The 17,570-nt window shown below is 58.7% G+C and carries 14 protein-coding genes and 2 tRNA genes; 8 read left to right on the top strand and 8 right to left on the bottom strand.

The features are described 5' to 3' along the window. Nucleotides 1-74 precede the first annotated feature (74 nt). Nucleotides 75-302 carry an MbtH family protein gene (locus FQ185_RS11190; RefSeq protein WP_149417490.1) on the top strand — a complete coding sequence of 76 codons (228 nt, stop codon included), beginning with the start codon at nt 75-77 and terminating at the stop codon, nt 300-302. 118 nt (nt 303-420) lie between these two features. On the opposite strand, the gene FQ185_RS11185 is transcribed toward FQ185_RS11190, so the two are convergent. From FQ185_RS11185 to FQ185_RS11175, 3 genes are all read right to left on the bottom strand, one after another. Next, the gene (locus FQ185_RS11185; protein WP_149417489.1) at nt 421-1,683 is read right to left on the bottom strand and encodes an OmpP1/FadL family transporter; all 1,263 of its coding nucleotides are present in this window, start codon (nt 1,681-1,683) and stop codon (nt 421-423) included. Between the two features lie 146 nt (nt 1,684-1,829). Next, nucleotides 1,830-2,312, bottom strand: coding sequence for a hypothetical protein (locus tag FQ185_RS11180; RefSeq protein ID WP_149417488.1), 483 nt, complete (start codon nt 2,310-2,312; stop codon nt 1,830-1,832). A gap of 274 nt (nt 2,313-2,586) precedes the next feature. Then, nucleotides 2,587-2,811, bottom strand: a complete 225-nt coding sequence (locus tag FQ185_RS11175; protein ID WP_007898912.1) for a hypothetical protein — start codon at nt 2,809-2,811, stop codon at nt 2,587-2,589. A 986-nt stretch (nt 2,812-3,797) separates the two neighbouring features. Between FQ185_RS11175 and FQ185_RS11165 the strand changes: the two genes are divergently transcribed. Both FQ185_RS11165 and rmuC read left to right on the top strand, forming a co-directional pair. Then, the gene (locus tag FQ185_RS11165) at nt 3,798-4,121 is read left to right on the top strand and encodes a sel1 repeat family protein (RefSeq protein WP_149417487.1); all 324 of its coding nucleotides are present in this window, start codon (nt 3,798-3,800) and stop codon (nt 4,119-4,121) included. A 175-nt stretch (nt 4,122-4,296) separates the two neighbouring features. Then, nucleotides 4,297-5,661: a DNA recombination protein RmuC gene (gene rmuC / locus FQ185_RS11160; RefSeq protein WP_178113528.1), complete on the top strand. Its 1,365-nt coding sequence runs from the start codon at nt 4,297-4,299 to the stop codon at nt 5,659-5,661. 131 nt (nt 5,662-5,792) lie between these two features. Here rmuC and FQ185_RS11155 read toward each other — a convergent pair whose 3' ends face one another. Beyond that, on the bottom strand, nt 5,793-9,263 hold the full coding sequence (locus FQ185_RS11155) for a PAS domain-containing hybrid sensor histidine kinase/response regulator (RefSeq protein WP_149417485.1): 3,471 nt from the start codon (nt 9,261-9,263) through the stop codon (nt 5,793-5,795). Nucleotides 9,264-9,504: 241 nt separating this feature from the next. Beyond that, nucleotides 9,505-10,044: a TetR/AcrR family transcriptional regulator gene (locus FQ185_RS11150; RefSeq protein ID WP_149417484.1), complete on the bottom strand. Its 540-nt coding sequence runs from the start codon at nt 10,042-10,044 to the stop codon at nt 9,505-9,507. 92 nt (nt 10,045-10,136) lie between these two features. On the opposite strand from FQ185_RS11150, the gene FQ185_RS11145 reads away from it, so the two are divergent. From FQ185_RS11145 to FQ185_RS11135, 3 genes are all read left to right on the top strand, one after another. Beyond that, nucleotides 10,137-11,330: an MFS transporter gene (locus tag FQ185_RS11145; RefSeq protein WP_149417483.1), complete on the top strand. Its 1,194-nt coding sequence runs from the start codon at nt 10,137-10,139 to the stop codon at nt 11,328-11,330. A gap of 138 nt (nt 11,331-11,468) precedes the next feature. After that, nucleotides 11,469-12,620, top strand: a complete 1,152-nt coding sequence (locus FQ185_RS11140) for a TDT family transporter (RefSeq protein WP_149417482.1) — start codon at nt 11,469-11,471, stop codon at nt 12,618-12,620. A 109-nt stretch (nt 12,621-12,729) separates the two neighbouring features. Then, nucleotides 12,730-14,604, top strand: coding sequence for an MFS transporter (locus FQ185_RS11135; protein WP_149417481.1), 1,875 nt, complete (start codon nt 12,730-12,732; stop codon nt 14,602-14,604). Nucleotides 14,605-14,731: 127 nt separating this feature from the next. On the opposite strand, the gene sugE is transcribed toward FQ185_RS11135, so the two are convergent. The 3 genes from sugE to rdgC all read right to left on the bottom strand — a co-directional run bounded on the left by sugE (nt 14,732) and on the right by rdgC (nt 17,195). After that, complete coding sequence (gene sugE, locus FQ185_RS11130; RefSeq protein WP_149417480.1) at nt 14,732-15,046, bottom strand: quaternary ammonium compound efflux SMR transporter SugE; 315 nt, start codon at nt 15,044-15,046, stop codon at nt 14,732-14,734. A 119-nt stretch (nt 15,047-15,165) separates the two neighbouring features. Beyond that, nucleotides 15,166-16,131 carry a bile acid:sodium symporter family protein gene (locus FQ185_RS11125; RefSeq protein WP_149417479.1) on the bottom strand — a complete coding sequence of 322 codons (966 nt, stop codon included), beginning with the start codon at nt 16,129-16,131 and terminating at the stop codon, nt 15,166-15,168. A 143-nt stretch (nt 16,132-16,274) separates the two neighbouring features. Beyond that, on the bottom strand, nt 16,275-17,195 hold the full coding sequence (rdgC, locus tag FQ185_RS11120; protein WP_149417478.1) for a recombination-associated protein RdgC: 921 nt from the start codon (nt 17,193-17,195) through the stop codon (nt 16,275-16,277). A 161-nt stretch (nt 17,196-17,356) separates the two neighbouring features. On the opposite strand from rdgC, the gene FQ185_RS11115 reads away from it, so the two are divergent. Further along, nucleotides 17,357-17,432, top strand: a tRNA-Val gene (locus FQ185_RS11115). Nucleotides 17,433-17,451: 19 nt separating this feature from the next. Beyond that, nucleotides 17,452-17,528 (top strand) — tRNA-Asp (locus FQ185_RS11110). Nucleotides 17,529-17,570: the final 42 nt, after the last annotated feature.

The raw sequence follows: 17,570 nt of genomic DNA, 5'->3' as shown, positions 1-17,570 counted from the left end.
GGCAACTCGAACGTTCTTTCTACATACCGGCTGCGCACGCAGTGCAGCCCACCCTACAGCGATGGAGAGACACTATGACGTCAGTATTCGACCGCGAGGACATCCTCTTTCAGGTCGTGGTCAACCACGAAGAGCAATACTCGATCTGGCCCGACTACAAAGCCGTGCCAAAAGGCTGGCGCACCGTCGGCAAAAGCGGCCTGAAAAAGGAATGCCTGGCTTACATCGAAGAAACCTGGACCGATATGCGCCCCCTGAGCCTGCGCCAGAAAATGGAAGAACAGGCGTCCGTGACTCACTGAATCATCGCCTGTACGACTCATCACAGGTCCTGCGTCTGAAAACGAAAAAGCCCTGCAAGCGTAAACTTGCAGGGCTTTTTGATTCAGGCGGCGAGAGGTTCAGCCTCGCCGTGAGTCATCAGAAGCGGTAGGTCGCGCCAACACCGAAACCATTCGCAGAGTTTTCATACTTGGCGTCGTAGGCCTGGCGGCCGTTGTTGTCGTTGACCTTGACCGACTCTTCATGCAGGTACGAATACGCCACGTCGATGGTCAGGTCGTCGGTCGGGCTCCAGCCGGCACCCAGGCTGAAGATCGTGCGATCGCCAGTCGGGATGCGTGGGGAGCGGTTTTCGTTGTTGGTCGGCGCCTGGTCAACGGACAGACCGGTACGCAGTACCCATTGCTTGTTCAACTGGTAGGACGCGCCAATAGCGTGAGCCCAGGTATCGTGCCAGTTCTGCTCTTCGGTGATGGTGCCGAAGCCGCGTGCGGCCAGAGGGGCAGGAACGCCTTCGTTCTCGACGGATATTTCTTTCAGGCGACTCCAGCGAGTCCAGGTGCTGCCTGCGTAGAGGGTCCACTGGTCGTCCAGTTTGTGGGTAACCGAGAAGTCGACCGATTCAGGGGTGGTGATGTCCAGCGAAGCGTCGAACTTCTGGTTCCCCAGTGGGCCGAGCAGGGCGTAGTTGACCTTGGTGTCACCCTCGAGCTTGTACTTCACTTTCGAGTGGTAGGTCAGGCCGACGCTGGTGCTGTCGGTGGCTTGAACCAGGATACCGACGTTGTAGCCCAGCGCAGTATCGTCACCCTTGATCTTGACTTCGCCATCCGGTGCGCGCGGGTCGAGCGACAGGTTCGATTCCAGCTTGCCGTCGATGCGGTTGATGGTCGGGCCGAAACCGATGGAAACCTTGTCGTTGAAGGCGTAGCTGACGGTTGGCTGGAGGGTGACGATCTTGACTTCGCTCTTGCTGCCGAAGTAACGGCCGGCAAAGCCGGTCTCATAATCGGTCACCAGGCCGAATGGAGCGTACACGCCGAAGCCGAATGCCCAGTGGTCATCGATTGGCTTTACGTAGTAGCCCATGGGCACGCCCATGAAAGGGACCATGTCACCTTTGTTGGTACCACTATTCGGGCGGGAGCTGGCATCACTGATGTCAGTGTGTGCATCGATAAATGCAACACCGCCGGTCACTTGTTCGCGCTTGAGGCGAGACATGCCGGCAGGGTTGCCAAAAATGGTGGATGCGTCATCGGCAGATGAGGATCGCCCGGCAAAACCTGTACCCATCCCGCTGATGCTTTGTTCGTTGAGGGCAAAGCCACTTGCGAAGATTTGGGTGGATGCCAAGGTAACGGCGAGGCTGAGGGTGGTTTTGAGCATTACTTTTTTCATTATTAGAACTCCTGATGATCACCGGGGCGAAAATTACCAACATTTTCGTCCCAGCGCTATAGGCTGTATGGCTTGATTTAGAGCGGTTTTGTAGGACAATCCAACCAGATTCGCGACCTGTTGTGCGATCTTCTGAAAATGGCGGATCAGCAGGCGACCTGATTCAGCGATGAAACACAGGTTTGCCATGCATAGGTGAAGTCTCTCAGGCGTCCTTGGGGCTGGAAGGTCTGACGCCAGATGCGTGCCATTCCGAGCAAGTCGTCTGCTTTGGGGAGGGGGGTGTTCTGTTCTTCTACCAGCAGCCAGGCGATGGCTGTGGCGTAACGCAGGTTTACGGTCAATTCGAGGTGCGGGCCACTCAGGAAAGCATGCTGGCTGGCAAGCCCGCGGACCAGGCTTGCGCGTTCCGGGTCAAGTGCCAGGTAATGGTCCCAGAGTGCCTGGTGACGGGGTTCGGCGATTCGGTACAGGCCGTGTCCACGGCGGTCATGCAGGGCGGTACCAAGGGCTGACTGGCTGGCGGCGATGCCTAGCAGCAGGGATTCGGCAGTAGCGCTATGGCACCCGAGATAGATCAATGTCGGACGGATCACATAACGGCACAGTTCGCTGGCAGCGATACCCATAAAACCCTCGAAACGTGAAATGGGCGGCGACACCTGAAGGGGCTTTGGCAGCAGTGGATCGACTCAGGCTCGCCGGAAGCGGATTAAGCCGCTTGAGTTGAAGTGTAGTGTCATATTCGCGACGTAAAGGCCTGTTTTTAAAATATTTCCGGCTGCGAGTTATAACCGTTATATCGGTTTGTGCTTAAGCGGACGAAGTGAAAAGTGAAATATCGGGCAATAAAAAGCCCCGCTTTTTGAGCAGGGCTTTTGAGGTTTTCAGTCTTCTGGCGTATCAGGCAACCAGTGCCTGACGGGTACGCTCGATCACGGCCTGCAGCGGCTCTGCGCTGGAGTATTGATCGGGGTACAGGCGTTCGCTGTGACGAGCGATGCCGTGTTCGTTGACCAGGGTGAAGCTGAAGCAGCCTTTGCGAGCGGCCATGATCAGGCAGTTCATTGGTGCAAAAGCGTTGGTTAGGGTGCGAATGGCATCCTGAGTGTGGATTTGAGTAGACATAGTCATTGGTGTTCCTACAAGCGACACGGATAAGAACCGTGCAAAGTTAAAACGTTCCAGTGACGTCGACCACCGTTGGTCGAACGAAGAACCCGACTGGAACAAAGCAGCCAGTTTGAAGCGCTGATAAATTGGCGCGCTTGGGCTGGCAGGTAGGTACTTAGGAGGGCAGGCAACACATCAAGGGCAAAGGTTCTGGGCCCGGGGTGAAGATCCTGATCAATCTGCAGGTTGGTTCGGTCAGAGTAAGTGATCCTGGCAACACCCTTTGCTTTCGATTCAAAGGCTGTGTTGGCGCAAGGTTTACCTGGAAACCATCGAGGTGGTCGATCCCGCTTTGTCGGTGGAGGCTTCCATTGGGAAGGCTGACCGGGGGGATTTGTTCGACCTGAATTGACTTTCAGCTTGGTACTAACGCTGCGGATACTAACGGATTGAATTGCAGAAGGGAAGTGTGTTAGCAAAAAAGATCGCTGAAGTGCCTGCCCATCGGCATCCTGGGTAAGGCTGCGCCCAACCGACCGCACTGTAATAGCACAAAATCCGACCGCTGGTAGTCGACGTTCATCTGCCCGGACAAGCCTGAATCACGGGTTTGCCAAGGTTTATCCCCAGACTCAGGCAAAAAATGCGCCGAAAAAGTGCATCGATATAACTGCCTCGAAGGTACTTGTGCACATAAGTTACGCAGCTTGTCACCCCACTGTCATCTTCCCTTCAAGCGCAGTGGGTGCCTGTAACCAAAATTTAAGTCAATGAAAAACATCGCTTTTTTTTACTGGTGAAAAAATCGTCAGTTTGACTGCGAGCCCCATTCCATAGGGCTTTTCGAGAGTTCAAGGGCGGTTGTCCACTGAGTTATCCACAGCTTCTGTGGATTGTCCCGAGCGCTTGCTCTAGGACGGGCGTGCAGGGTTTTTTTAGGCTTTACCTGTAAGAAAAAAAGAGTAGAGTGGCGCGCCTTCCGATCTGCCCCACAGTGCTTTATGAAGTTTCGCTCAGTATCAGTCTCTGCTACCTCGACATCCTCCAGTGTGACCCCACCCAAGCGCTTTTCAATGCGCGTGGCAGAGTGGTTGCTGGACAGCCCGCGCCTGGGTGAAAACACCAACGTCAAACACTTCGCCGGACGGCTGCTCAAGCAACCGGCCCGTGAAGGAGTCGTGGCCGCGCAAAGCCGTCTCGGCCAATTGATGTGCCGCGAATGCGGCAATGCGCGGGATCGCCGGATTGGCCAGGACCTTTTGCGTCAGGCCGCACGGGCCGGGGATCGGCGCGCCCAACAGGAACTGGGTCTGATCGAAGACTGAGCTGTCCAAGACCTGACGCCTTGGTTAACCTTCAAGCTTTATTTCATTGGCAGGAGTGGCTATGGCTATGGACTTGACCAGCGCATTGCTCGGTCTGGCGGGCGCTGCGTTGCCGTTACTGGTACTGGCCTGGCAACTTCAGCGCCGAACAAGCGCTACGCAGTCAGAGGCTGCGCTGCTGGAAGAGCGGCTGGCCACAGCCCATCTGGCTCAGGATGGATTGAATGTCCAACTCGAAGCTTGCCGCGATGAAATCGCTGATCTGGGCCAGGCCAACGCAGCCAGGCAAGCAGACCTGGCCGCCGTGCGCCGTGAAGTCGAATTGCTGCAGATCGAACGCGATGATGCCCGCGATGCCGCCCATGCCTGGAATCTCGAACGCGCCGGTAAAGAGGCTGAGTTGCGTCGCCTGGACGCCCAGGCTGCCTCGCTCAACGCCGAGCTGCGTGAGCAGCAGGAAAGCCATCAGCAGCGTCTCAGCGACCTGCAAGGCTCGCGAGACGAGCTGCGTGCGCAATTCGCGGAGCTGGCGGGCAAGATCTTTGATGAGCGTGAGCAGCGCTTTGCCGAAACCAGCCAACAACGCCTCGGTCAGTTGCTCGATCCGTTGAAAGAACGCATCCAGTCCTTTGAAAAACGTGTCGAGGAAAGCTATCAGGCTGAAGCCCGCGAACGTTTTTCCCTGGCCAAGGAACTGGAGCGGCTGCAACAGCTGAACCTGCGCCTGAGCGACGAAGCCACCAACCTGACGCGCGCCTTGAAAGGGCAGAAAACCCAGGGTAACTGGGGCGAGCTGATTCTTGAGCGAGTGCTTGAGCACGCAGGGCTGGAGAAGGGGCGCGAGTACCAGACCCAGGTCAATCTCAAAGGCCCGGACGGTGAGCGTTTCCAGCCGGACGTGATCATTTATCTACCGGGCGACAAGCAGGTGGTGGTCGATTCCAAAGTCAGCCTCACGGCCTATCAGCAATATGTGGCCGCTGAAGACGATGCCATCGGCCAGATCGCCATCAAGCAGCACGTACTGTCCCTGCGCAATCACGTCAAAGGCCTGGCCGGCAAGGATTACAAGCGTCTCGACGGTTTGCACAGCCTCGATTTCGTCTTGCTCTTCGTACCGATCGAAGCGGCTTTTTCTGCCGCGTTGCAGGCTGAACCGACGCTGTTCCAGGAGGCGTTCGACCGCAACATCGTGATCGTCAGCCCAACCACTTTGTTGGCAACTTTGCGAGTCATCGACAGCCTGTGGAAACAGGAGCGCCAGAGCCAGAACGCCCGGGAAATCGCTGAGCGCGCGGGATGGCTGTACGACAAGTTCGTGTTGTTCATTCAGGATCTGGATGAAGTCGGCAATCGCCTACAGCAGTTGGACAAAGCCTACAGCTCGGCGCGCAACAAGCTGACAGAAGGGCGTGGCAACCTGGTCAGCCGCAGTGAGCAGCTCAAGCTGCTCGGTGCGCGAGCGAGCAAGAGCCTGCCGGCGGATCTGCTGGAGCGGGCGATGACGGATGTGGACGGGTTGGCCGAGTTGCCGGAGTAACCCGAAAAACATCGCGGGCAAGCCCGCTTGTATGTTGTTCACTCAATTTGTGCAACCACACAGAAACCTGTGGGAGCGGGCTTGCCCGCGATGGTGGCGGTCACGCCACCGCAAGATTCAATCCTCGCGCATTACAACGGCAAATGCCGATTCAACAACGCTCTCAGTGCCGCCGGTTTCACCGGTTTGGCCAGGTAATCCAGGCCCGCCGCATGAACCTGGGCTACTGTCTCCGGCCGTCCATCGGCACTGATCACCACACCTGGGACAGGCTCACCTAATCGGGTTCGCAACCATGCCATCAGCGCGGTTCCGGTTTCGCCATCGTCGAGGTGGTAATCCACCAACGCGAGTTGCGGGCGGACTCCTTCGCTGAGCAGCGCCGCGCATTCATCGCGGTTACGCGCCGTCCAGACCTGACAACCCCAACGGGTCAGCAGGCTGTTCATGCCGATCAGGATGCTGTCTTCGTTGTCGATGCACAGCACCTGCGCACCGCTGAGTAGTTTGCCGTTGAGTTCGGCGACTTTCGCGGGTGTCGCGGTTTGCGCCTTGGCCAACGGCACACTGACACTGAATACGCTGCCTCGACCCGGCCAGGAACGTACCCGCAGCGTATGACCCAGCACGCGACACAATCCATCGGCAATCGCCAACCCCAGCCCCAGGCCTTTTTCGGCGCGCGTCTGATGGCTGTCGAGGCGTTTGAACTCTTCGAAAATCACCTGCTGTTTATCTAACGGAATGCCGGGGCCACGGTCCCAGACCTCCAGGCACAGCTCGCCCGACCGCCGGCGAACGCCAAGCAACACCGGCCCTTTGGCGTAGCGGAAGGCATTGGTGAGGAAGTTCTGCAAGATCCGCCGCAACAGCTTGATGTCGCTATCGACCCGCAAGGTACTGCCGCGGACGCGGAACTTCAGCCCTTGGTCCCGGGCCAGGGCCTTGAACTCGGCACCGAGGATATCGAACAACTCATTGAGCACGAACGGCTTGGGATCAGGGTTGATCTTGCCGTTTTCCAGGCGGGAAATGTCCAGCAAGTCACTGATCAGGTCCTCGGCCGAGCGCAGCGAAGTGTCGAGGTGATGCACCAGTTTCTGCGCTTCACCGGATAAGCCGTCGTCTTGATGGGTAAGGGCGGCTGAAAACAGTCGCGCGGCGTTCAATGGTTGCATCAAGTCATGGCTGACGGCAGCCAGGAAACGGGTTTTCGACTGGTTGGCCGACTCGGCGGTGCCCTTGGCTTCGGTCAGGGCAACGTTAAGTTGCGACAGCTCGTAGGTCCGCTCGGTGACCCGCCGTTCCAGGCCCTCGTTGGCCTCGGTCAGCGCCTGCTCGGCTTCGCGGAATGCAGTAATGTCGGTGAAACTCATGACGAAGCCGCCGCCCGGCATCGGGTTGCCGATCAGCTCGATCACCCGCCCATTGGGGAACAACCGCTCGGAGGTATGAGCGCGACCCTGACGCATCCAGTGCAGGCGGCGGGCGACGTGCACTTCAGCTTCGCCGGGGCCACACAATCCGCGTTCGGCGTTATAGCGAATGATGTCGGCAATCGGTCGGCCGACGCTGATCAAACCGTCCGGGTAGTTGAACAGCTCCAGGTAGCGCCGGTTCCAGGCCACCAGTTTCAGCGACTGGTCGACCACGCTGATGCCTTGGGTGATGTTCTCGATCGCTCCTTGCAACAGCGCCCGGTTGAATTGCAGCACCTCTGAGGCTTCGTCGGCGATTCGGACGACGTCCTCGAGTTGCATCTCCCGACCTTCGATAGCGGCTTTTACCACCGCCCGAGTCGAAGAGGCACCGAGCACACCGGCCAGCAAGCGTTCGGTGTGGGCGATCCATTCGCCGTCGGCGTTCTGGTTCGGGTTGAAGCCTTTGCCTTGGCGGTAAGCGAAACGGATGAAGCTCTGACGGGCGCGCTCTTCACCGACAAAGCGCGCGGCCAGTTGCAGCAAATCGTTGATCTGCACTGACAGCATCGAGCGGGCGCTGGGCCGGGCACTGATTTCCTGGCCGATGAAACGGCCGGCCTGCCAGTGTTCCGAAACCCTGGTGCGCGACAGGACCGAAACCCAGGCAAATAGCGTGAAGTTACCGGCAAGCGACAGCACCACGCCTTGGGTCAGCGGGGTGATCGGCAGGTTCAGCGGGTTGCCGTGCAGCCAGGCCAGGCCTGGGAAACTGTTCAGTGACAAACCGAGGCTATGCGCCGCAATCGGCAGAATCAATGTGTAGAACCAGAGGAACGTGCCGGCAGCGAGACCGGCGAACACGCCGCGGCGATTGGCCTGTTTCCAGTACAGCGCCCCGAGCATGGCCGGGGCCAATTGGGTCACGGCGGCGAAGGCAATCTGGCCGATGGTCGCCAGGCTCGCGGTCGAGCCCAGCAGGCGATAGCTGACATAGGCCAGCAACAGAATCACCACGATGCTCACTCGGCGTACCGACAACATCCACTGGCGGAACACTTCGAACGGCCGCTCGGCATTATTGCGACGCAGCAACCACGGCAGCAGCATGTCGTTGGAGACCATGGTCGACAGCGCCACGCTCGCGACAATGACCATGCCGGTCGCCGCCGATGCGCCACCGATGAACGCCAGCATCGCCAGGGCAGGGTGGGATTGGGCCAAGGGCAGGCTGATGACAAAAGAGTCCGGCAGCACGGAGCTGGGCAGCATCATCTGACCGGCAAGGGCGATAGGTACTACAAACAATGCAGCCAGCGCCAGATAGGCCGGGAACACCCATTTGGCCAAGCGCAAATCCTGGGGGTCGATGTTTTCCACCACGGTCACATGGAACTGCCGGGGCAGGCAGATGATCGCCATCATGGCCACGCCGGTCTGGACCACCATCGAGGGCCAGTTGATGGTTTCTTTCCAGTATTCTTCGAGACGCGGTGCGAGCATGGCTTGGTCGAACAGGTCTTCGAAACCGTCGTAGAGGCCGTAGGTGACGAACGCGCCGACGGCGAGAAACGCAAACAGCTTGACCAGCGACTCGAACGCAATCGCCAGCACCATGCCGCGGTGGTGTTCCGTGGCGTCGAGGTTGCGGGTACCGAAGACGATGGTGAACAGCGCCAGTACCAGCGATACGATCAACGCTGTGTCCTGGGCGCGAGTACCCATAGCGTCGGCACCGGCGCCGATCAACAGGTTCACCCCCAACACGATGCCTTTGAGTTGCAGCGCGATGTAGGGCAGCACGCCGACCAGGCAGATCAGCGCCACCACCACCGCCAGCGACTGGGATTTGCCGTAACGCGCAGCGATAAAGTCGGCAATTGAGGTGATGTTCTCCTGTTTACTGATCATCACCATTTTTTGCAGGACCCACGGCGCGCACACCAGCAGCAGGATCGGCCCGAGGTAGATCGGCAGGAAAGACCAGAGTTGTTCGGCGGCTTGGCCTACGGCGCCAAAAAAGGTCCAGCTGGTGCAATAGACCGCCAGCGACAGGCTGTACACCCACGCGCGCACCCGCGGTGGCAACGGTGTGCTGCGACGGTCACCGTAGAAGGCGATGGCGAACATGATGGCCATATAGGCCAGGGCGACGGCGGCGATCAGCCCGCTGGACAGCGACATGGGAACTCCAGACAAAAGACACCCGGGATTCGCGCCCGGTCAGACAGTCTCGCACGATGGCCCAAGTTAGTCAGTGTCGACCAAGGTCGCGGCGTGGCGGGGTGTCGCAGGCTTTGTATCAGTTGGATTTTCAGGGGACTCTCGGGCCTCTTCGCGGGCAAGCCCGCTCCCACAGGTTTCGTGTCGTACCCGAATCATCGGTCAACACGAAACCTGTGGGAGCTTGTTCGCGATGGCGGCATTACTGACTCAGCGCAGTCTCGATCAACCAATGCAGTTCCTCAACCTCCAGCGGCGCCGCTGAAAACAGGAGGCGAAACACCGTTGGCGCCGCCACCAGGTTGATCAGTCGATCAACGCTCGGCTTCGGCTGATCGGGGTAACGATCCAGAATCGTCTGCAACTGCCCGCCAATGATCGTCGCGCAAACGGCTGGTGTGGTGCTGCATTGCACATCGCGCAGCATGTTGCGACCGGGCTCTGAACTCATTTCGTCCAGATATTGCTCCGCCCAGGCGCGCACGTCACCGTGCAGGCTGCCGGTATTGGCCGGCTCGCTCTCCGGGCGCATACGGGCGAGGGCGACATCCGCCAATAACACCGACAGATCGCCCCAGCGGCGGTAGATGGTGGACGGTGTGACGCCAGCGCGCGCGGCGATTTGCGGGACGGTCACGGTGGCGCGGTCCTGTTCTTCGAGGAGATCACCGACTGCCGAATGAACCGACTCTTGCACCCGGGCACTGCGACCGCCAGGGCGTAAACCTTCTTTAATAGCCATGTATCGGACCTTAACACAAAGAATTTGCTTTAAGCGCAGGCCAGTAGCACACTCCGCAAAAGCAAAATGTTAGCTTTTGCGGAGGGTGTCGCATGTCCAGTTCTATTTCTAATCGGTCCCGCCTGGGGTTTCTGGCGATCACCTTACTCAGTTTTCTCGCCGCTTCCACGGCGCCCACACCGTTGTATCACTTGTATCAGGAACACCTGCAGTTCTCGGCGGCAATCCTGACCCTGATCTTCGGCGTATACGCCATCAGCCTGCTCGCGGCGCTGCTCACGGTCGGTTCGCTTTCCGATTACCTGGGGCGCAAACCGGTGATCTTTACCGCCGTGTTGCTGAACATGCTGGCAATGCTGATGTTTATCAATGCCGACAATGTTGCCTGGTTAGTCAGTGCGCGTGTGCTTCAGGGGTTTGCCACGGGGATGGCCTCCGCCGTATTGAGTGCGGCGCTGCTGGACACCGATCGCCAGCAAGGGCCACTGATCAACAGTGTTGCACCCTTGCTGGGCATGGCGGTCGGTGCCATGGGCTGCGGCTTGTTGGCCGAGTTCGCGCCGCTGCCGTTGCAGTTGACCTATTGGGTGCTGCTTGCCCTGTTTGTGATGCAGGCGTTGTATGTCTGGCGTCTGCCGGAAAGCGTCAGTCCGCAGCCGGGCGCCTGGGCCTCGCTACGTCCGACCCTGCATGTCCCGAATCAGGCGCGACGTGCGTTGTGGCTGGTGACGCCGATCAACATCGCGGTGTGGGCGTTGGGTGGTTTTTACGCTTCCCTGGCGCCGTCTCTGGTCCGGACGGCCACCGGATCGACCTCGAATCTGATTGGCGGCGCCACCGTCGCCGTATTGACGGTGACGGGCGCGTTGATGATCTACACCTTGCGCAATCAACCGGCCGACAAGGTCTTGCGGTTGGGCGCCAGCCTGTTGCCCGTGGGTGTTGCGCTGATTCTGATGGCGGTCCACAGCGCCAGCCTGTCGCTGTTTTTTATCGGGACGCTGGTGGCCGGTTGCGGTTTCGGCGCCGGTTTCCTCGGGGCCTTGCGCAGCGTCGTGCCGCTGGCCTTGCCGCACGAGCGAGCGGGGTTGATGTCGGCGTTTTTAGTGCTCAGCTATCTGGCGTTCTGTCTGCCGTCGTTGCTGGCCGGAAACCTGACGCGGAGCTTCGGGTTGGTGGCAACCACTGATGGTTATGGCGCGGTGTTGATCATGCTGTCTGTGGTGGCGCTGTTCGGGTTGATGCGTCAACGGTCTGTCAAAGTCTGTAGCGCGGATGCTGGATGATCGCTAGCCTTGGGGTCGCCATTTCTTTGGATGGCATATATCTGTAAAACAGATAACAGTTAGAGATATTACCCGTTATATAGATATTCGATTCGGCTCTACCATGAATTCCACCTCAACAGAGGACAGGAGTTCGCCATGCCATGCCCCACTAGCGCTACAACCGGATTTAAACCTTTCACTCATTTGCAGCACCCGCGCGAAGTCATTCGCCAGTTCACCCCGAACTGGTTCGCCGCCACCATGGGCACCGGCGTGCTGGCGTTGGCGCTGGCTCAGTTGCCTGTCGCGAGCCCCGGTCTGCACGCGATTGGTGAAGCGTTTTGGCTGTTCAATATCGTCCTGTTTGTCTTGTTCACCGCTGTCTATGCGGCGCGCTGGACGCTGTTTTTCGAAGAGGCGCGGCGGATTTTCGGCCACTCCACGGTTTCGATGTTTTTCGGCACCATCCCCATGGGCCTGGCGACCATCATCAATGGTCTTCTGGTGTTCGGTTTACCGCGTTGGGGCGAGGGCGTCATTCAGGTCGCCGAAGTGCTGTGGTGGTTGGATGTGGCGATGTCTGTAGCCTGCGGCGTGCTGATTCCCTACCTGATGTTTACCCGCCAGGAACACAGCATCGACCAGATGACTGCCGTTTGGCTGTTGCCCGTGGTGGCTGCGGAAGTGGCGGCCGCCAGCGGTGGTCTGTTGGCGCCACATCTGGCCGATGCCCATTCGCAACTGGTGATGCTGGTCACCAGCTACGTGCTTTGGGCATTTTCCCTACCGGTGGCGTTCAGCATTCTGACAATTCTGTTGCTGCGCATGGCACTGCATAAACTGCCCCACGAAAACATGGCTGCCTCCAGCTGGCTGGCACTCGGGCCGATCGGCACCGGGGCACTGGGCATGTTGCTGCTGGGCGCCGATGCGCCGGCAATCTTCGCCGCCAACGGGTTGCCGGGTATCGGTGAGATCGCTGCCGGGTTGGGGCTGGTGGCCGGGATTACGCTTTGGGGATTTGCGCTGTGGTGGATGCTGATAGCTGTGCTCATTACCCTGCGTTACCTGCGCGCCGGCATCCCTTTCAATCTCGGCTGGTGGGGCTTCACGTTCCCGTTGGGTGTCTATTCTTTGGCAACGTTGAAACTGGCCAGCACCTTGAGCCTGACGTTTTTTAGTGTCTTCGGTTGCGTATTGGTGGCGTTGCTGGCCGTGATGTGGTTGATCGTCGCCAAACGGACGGTGCAGGGCGCGTGGCGGGGCGAGTTGTTTGTCTCGCCGTGCATAGCAGGATTAAAGAAATAACCTGCAAAGATTAGGTAATGTGTGGCCTGGATCGACGTCTGACATTCCAATCACTGTATCCACGCCACTCTCCATGCCACTCTTCATGCAAATCAGGGACACACGGAAGATGAGTCACCCCTCACAGTTCACCTTGCTTCGCACCCGGCGCTTCCTGCCGTTTTTCGTGACACAGTCCCTCGGGGCCTTCAACGACAACATCTTCAAACAGTCGTTGATCCTCGCCATTTTGTACAAGTTGACCATCGACGGTGACCGTTCGATTTGGGTCAACCTGTGTGCGCTGCTGTTCATCCTGCCGTTCTTTCTGTTTTCCGCGCTGGCCGGACAGTTCGGGGAAAAGTTCGCCAAGGACGCGTTGATCCGTCTGATCAAGCTCGGGGAAATCGCCATCATGGCGGTCGGTGCTGTCGGCTTTATGTTCGATCACCTGTCACTGATGCTGGTGGCGCTGTTTGCCATGGGCACGCACTCGGCGCTGTTCGGACCGGTGAAGTATTCGATCCTGCCCCAGGCCTTACATGAGGAGGAGCTGGTGGGCGGCAACGGGTTGGTGGAGATGGGCACCTTCCTGGCAATCCTCGCCGGGACCATTGGTGCCGGGATCATGATGTCCTCCAGTCATTACGCGCCCATCGTCTCCACGGCGATCATCGCAATTGCAGTGCTCGGCTACCTGGCCAGCCGCAGCATTCCTCGCGCCGCAGCCGCATCGCCGGAGATGCGCCTGAACTGGAATATTTTCAGCCAGTCCTGGGCCACTTTGAAGCTGGGCCTGGGTCAGACCCCGGCGGTGTCGCGCTCGATTGTCGGCAACTCGTGGTTCTGGTTTGTCGGGGCGATTTATCTGACGCAGATCCCGGCCTATGCCAAGGAGTGGATGCACGGAGACGAAACCGTGGTGACGCTGATTCTTACGGTGTTCTCGGTCGGAATCGCACTCGGTTCGATGCTTTGCGAGAAACTCTCCGGACGTAAAGTCGAGATCGGTCTGGTGCCGTTCGGGTCGTTCGGTCTGACGGTGTTTGGTTTGCTGTTGTGGTGGCATTCCGGTGGTATTCCAGACAGCGCTGACGGCCATGGCTGGATTGAAATCCTTGGTTTTGGCCACACCTGGCTGGTGCTGATCGATATTCTGGGGCTTGGAATTTTCGGCGGTTTCTACATCGTGCCGCTGTACGCGCTGATCCAGTCGCGCACCCCCGAGAACGAGCGGGCGCGGGTGATTGCCGCCAACAATATTCTCAACGCGCTGTTCATGGTGGTCTCGGCGATTGTCTCTATCGTTTTGCTGAGCATGGTCAAGCTGTCGATCCCACAGTTGTTCCTGGTGGTGTCGCTGCTGAACATCGGCGTCAATGCCTACATCTTCAAAATCGTCCCCGAGTTCAGCATGCGCTTCATGATCTGGCTGCTCAGCCATTCCATGTACCGCGTGGAGCATCGCAATCTGCAGCTGATTCCCGATGAGGGTGCGGCGTTACTGGTTTGCAATCATGTGTCGTTCGTTGATGCCTTGCTGATTGGCGGCGCGGTGCGTCGGCCGATTCGCTTTGTGATGTACTACAAAATCTACAACCTGCCGGTACTGAACTTCATCTTTCGCACGGCCGGGACGATTCCGATAGCGGGGCGCCAGGAAGACATTCAGATTTATGAAAGAGCCTTCACGCGAATTGCCCAATATCTGAAGGACGGCGAATTGGTGTGTATTTTCCCTGAAGGTAAGTTGACGGCTGATGGCGAGATCAACGAGTTCAGGGGTGGATTGACGCGGATTCTCGAAGAGACGCCGGTGCCAGTGATTCCGCTGGCATTGCAGGGGTTATGGGGGAGTTTTTTCAGTCGCGATCCGGACAAGGGAATGTTTCGTCGGTTGTGGTCGCGGGTGACGCTGGTGGCGGGGCCGGCGGTAGCGGTTGAGGTGGCGGAGCCGGCGAAGTTGCAGGCGTTGGTGGGGGATTTGCGTGGGGCCGTTAGATAAGCGGTGACATTGTGCTGGCCTCATCGCGGGCAAGCCCGGCTCCCACAGGGATTGATGGTGTGTCCACAATGTGTGGTGCCACGCAAAACCTGTGGGGGCCGGGCTTGCCCGCGATAGCGTCAGTGGCCTAAGTGCTGACCTTGAGCCCAACCAATCCGGCAATAATCAACGCCACACTGGCAAGCCTGAACAGCGCCATGGACTCACCAAACAAAATGATTCCAGCGATCACCGTCCCGACTGCCCCCACCCCGGTCCAGATTGCATAGGCGGTGCCCAGCGGCAATTCCTTCATGGCAAGGCCCAGCAAACCAAGGCTGATGGCCATGGCGGCAACCGTCAATGCGGTGGGGAGAGGGCGGCTGAAGCCATCGGTGTATTTCAGGCCGACGGCCCAGCCAACTTCGAACAGACCGGCGAAAAACAGAATGATCCAGGACATGGGAGACCTCCATCGATTGACGGGGTCGTCCCCAGATTAATGACTCGATCGAGCCGCGAGGTCGTCCCCGCGTTGCGCAATAGAGTGCCCATCATTAACCCGGGGATCAAGTTTTCGGATCAGTCGGCGGCCTGCTGGGCCGCCGTTTCTCGATCTTCTTTTTCGCTCATCCGACGGAAATACGTCGAGAGCAGCGCGCCGGAGATGTTGTGCCAGACGCTGAACAACGCACTCGGCACTGCCGCCAGTGGCGAAAAATGCGCACTGGCCAGCGCGGCGCCCAACCCGGAGTTCTGCATGCCGACTTCCAGGGCCAGGGATTTGCGCTGGGCCAATGGCAACTTGAACAGACGCCCGGTGAAGTAACCCAGCAGATAGCCGAAACTGTTGTGCAGCATCACCACGGCCATGATCAGCAGGCCGGACTCGGCAATCTTCGCCTGGCTGGCGGCAACCACCGCCGTGACGATAATCACGATGCTCACCACCGAGATCAGCGGCAGTACTTCCACCGCGTGGCGAACTCGATCACCGAGCAAACGCTGGGCAACCACCCCGAGTACGATCGGCAAAAGCACCACTTGCAGGATCGACCAGAACAGCTCCATGAAAGACACCGGCAACCACGCCGAGGCCAGCAGCCAGATCAGCGCCGGAGTCAGCAGCGGGGCGAGGAGGGTGGTGACGGCGGCGATGGCCACCGACAGCGCCAGATCGCCGCGGGCCAGCCAGGTCATCACGTTCGACGAGGTGCCGCTTGGGCAGCAGCCGACCAGGATGACGCCGACAGCGATTTCCGGTGGCAAGTGGAACGCCTGGCAGAGCAACCACGCCACACCCGGCATGATCACGAAATGCGCAACCACGCCCAACGCCACGCGCCACGGATGACGAGCGACTTCGGCGAAGTCTTCGAGTTTGAGGGTCAGGCCCATGCCGAACATCACCAGACCCAGCAGTGGCACGATCGCGCCCTTCAGGCCGATGAACCAGGTCGGTTGCAGGAACGCCACGACGGCGAAAATCAGTACCCAGTAAGCGAAGGTGTTGCCGACAAAACGACTTAATGCAGCCAGTGCGCGCATGGCCTGATCCTTTTTATTAAGTAGCACCGCAAACCAATGTGGGAGCGAGCCTGCTCGCGAAAGCGTCATAACATTCAACATTGATGCCGACTGTCCGTCCGTCTCGCGAGCAGGCTCGCTCCCACAGTAGATGTCACCAGTATTTAGATCCCCTGCGGGGTCTCTTCGCCGCCCAACGCTTCAACCAGCGCCGGCAGGAAGTCGCCGAAGGTCAGCATCATCAGGGTGAAGCTGGCGTCCAGTTGGCCGAGGGCTTCTTCGCCACCGTCCTGTTCCGCCTGATCCTGCAACAGATCTTCGAACTTCAGGCGCTTGACGGTCATCTTGTCGTCGAGCATGAACGACAATTTGTCCTGCCAGGCCAGCGACAACTGAGTGACCACTTTGCCGGTGCTCAGGTGCAGCTGGATTTCTTCGCTGGTCAGGTCCTGGCGCTTGCAACGCACGATGCCGCCGTCTTCGTGGGTGTCGCGCAGTTCGCACTCGTCCAGCACAAAGAAGTCGTCCGCGGCTTTCTGGGTGGTGACCCATTCAGTCATGGTCGCAGTCGGGGACATTTTCACGGTCAGCGGACGTACCGGCAGCGTGCCGATGACTTCACGCAGGGTGGACAACAGGTCTTCGGCCCGTTTCGGGCTGGCCGAGTTGACCAGGATCAGGCCCTGTTTCGGCGCGATAGCAGCGAAAGTCGATGAACGACGAATAAAGGCGCGCGGCAGGAAGGCCTGGATGATTTCATCCTTGATCTGATCACGTTCCTTTTTGTAGACCTTGCGCATTTGCTCGGCTTCGATCTCTTCGACCTTTTCCTTCACGGCGTCGCGCACGACGCTGCCTGGCAGAATGCGTTCTTCTTTACGGGCGGCAATCAGCAGGAAATCCCCGCTGATGTGCACGAGCGGAGCGTCTTCGCCTTTGCCGAACGGCGCAACGAAACCGTAGGTGGTCAACTCCTGGCTTGCACATGAACGCGCCAGTTTGGTGGCCAGTGCAGTTTCCAACGCCTCGGCATCAAAAGGCAGATCTTGGGTCAGGCGATAGATAAGCAGGTTTTTGAACCACATGGGGTGAGTCTCTCCTTATATACAAAGGGGGGCATTATTCTCTTAGCGGTGCCATAGGCCAACCCTTCTCTAAGCCTTTGGAAGGCCTGAGAAAATTAATTTAAAAAGTGCTTGCCAGAGGTTGGGTCGCTCCGTAGAATGCGCGCCACACCGAACGTGAAGGGTGATTAGCTCAGCTGGGAGAGCGTCTGCCTTACAAGCAGAATGTCGGCGGTTCGATCCCGTCATCACCCACCATTCGCATTCAGTGTTACGCGCAGCGGTAGTTCAGTCGGTTAGAATACCGGCCTGTCACGCCGGGGGTCGCGGGTTCGAGTCCCGTCCGCTGCGCCATATTCGGTAACCTGGAACGCTGAACGCCAGGTCACCACGGAA

The organism is Pseudomonas sp. ANT_H12B (assembly GCF_008369325.1).
Classification (GTDB): Bacteria; Pseudomonadota; Gammaproteobacteria; order Pseudomonadales; family Pseudomonadaceae; genus Aquipseudomonas.
This window is presented reverse-complemented; position numbering and strand designations above follow the sequence as displayed.

Excerpts from the sequence above, each read along its gene's own strand:
- FQ185_RS11190 (WP_149417490.1), top strand. The coding sequence starts at position 75 with ATGACGTCAGTATTCGACCGCGAGGACATCCTCTTTCAGGTCGTGGTC.
- FQ185_RS11185 (WP_149417489.1), bottom strand. The coding sequence starts at position 1,683 with ATGAAAAAAGTAATGCTCAAAACCACCCTCAGCCTCGCCGTTACCTTG.
- FQ185_RS11180 (WP_149417488.1), bottom strand. The coding sequence starts at position 2,312 with ATGGGTATCGCTGCCAGCGAACTGTGCCGTTATGTGATCCGTCCGACA.
- FQ185_RS11175 (WP_007898912.1), bottom strand. The coding sequence starts at position 2,811 with ATGTCTACTCAAATCCACACTCAGGATGCCATTCGCACCCTAACCAAC.
- FQ185_RS11165 (WP_149417487.1), top strand. The coding sequence starts at position 3,798 with ATGAAGTTTCGCTCAGTATCAGTCTCTGCTACCTCGACATCCTCCAGT.
- FQ185_RS11155 (WP_149417485.1), bottom strand. The coding sequence starts at position 9,263 with ATGTCGCTGTCCAGCGGGCTGATCGCCGCCGTCGCCCTGGCCTATATG.
- FQ185_RS11150 (WP_149417484.1), bottom strand. The coding sequence starts at position 10,044 with ATGGCTATTAAAGAAGGTTTACGCCCTGGCGGTCGCAGTGCCCGGGTG.
- FQ185_RS11145 (WP_149417483.1), top strand. The coding sequence starts at position 10,137 with ATGTCCAGTTCTATTTCTAATCGGTCCCGCCTGGGGTTTCTGGCGATC.
- FQ185_RS11140 (WP_149417482.1), top strand. The coding sequence starts at position 11,469 with ATGCCATGCCCCACTAGCGCTACAACCGGATTTAAACCTTTCACTCAT.
- FQ185_RS11135 (WP_149417481.1), top strand. The coding sequence starts at position 12,730 with ATGAGTCACCCCTCACAGTTCACCTTGCTTCGCACCCGGCGCTTCCTG.
- sugE (WP_149417480.1), bottom strand. The coding sequence starts at position 15,046 with ATGTCCTGGATCATTCTGTTTTTCGCCGGTCTGTTCGAAGTTGGCTGG.
- FQ185_RS11125 (WP_149417479.1), bottom strand. The coding sequence starts at position 16,131 with ATGCGCGCACTGGCTGCATTAAGTCGTTTTGTCGGCAACACCTTCGCT.
- rdgC (WP_149417478.1), bottom strand. The coding sequence starts at position 17,195 with ATGTGGTTCAAAAACCTGCTTATCTATCGCCTGACCCAAGATCTGCCT.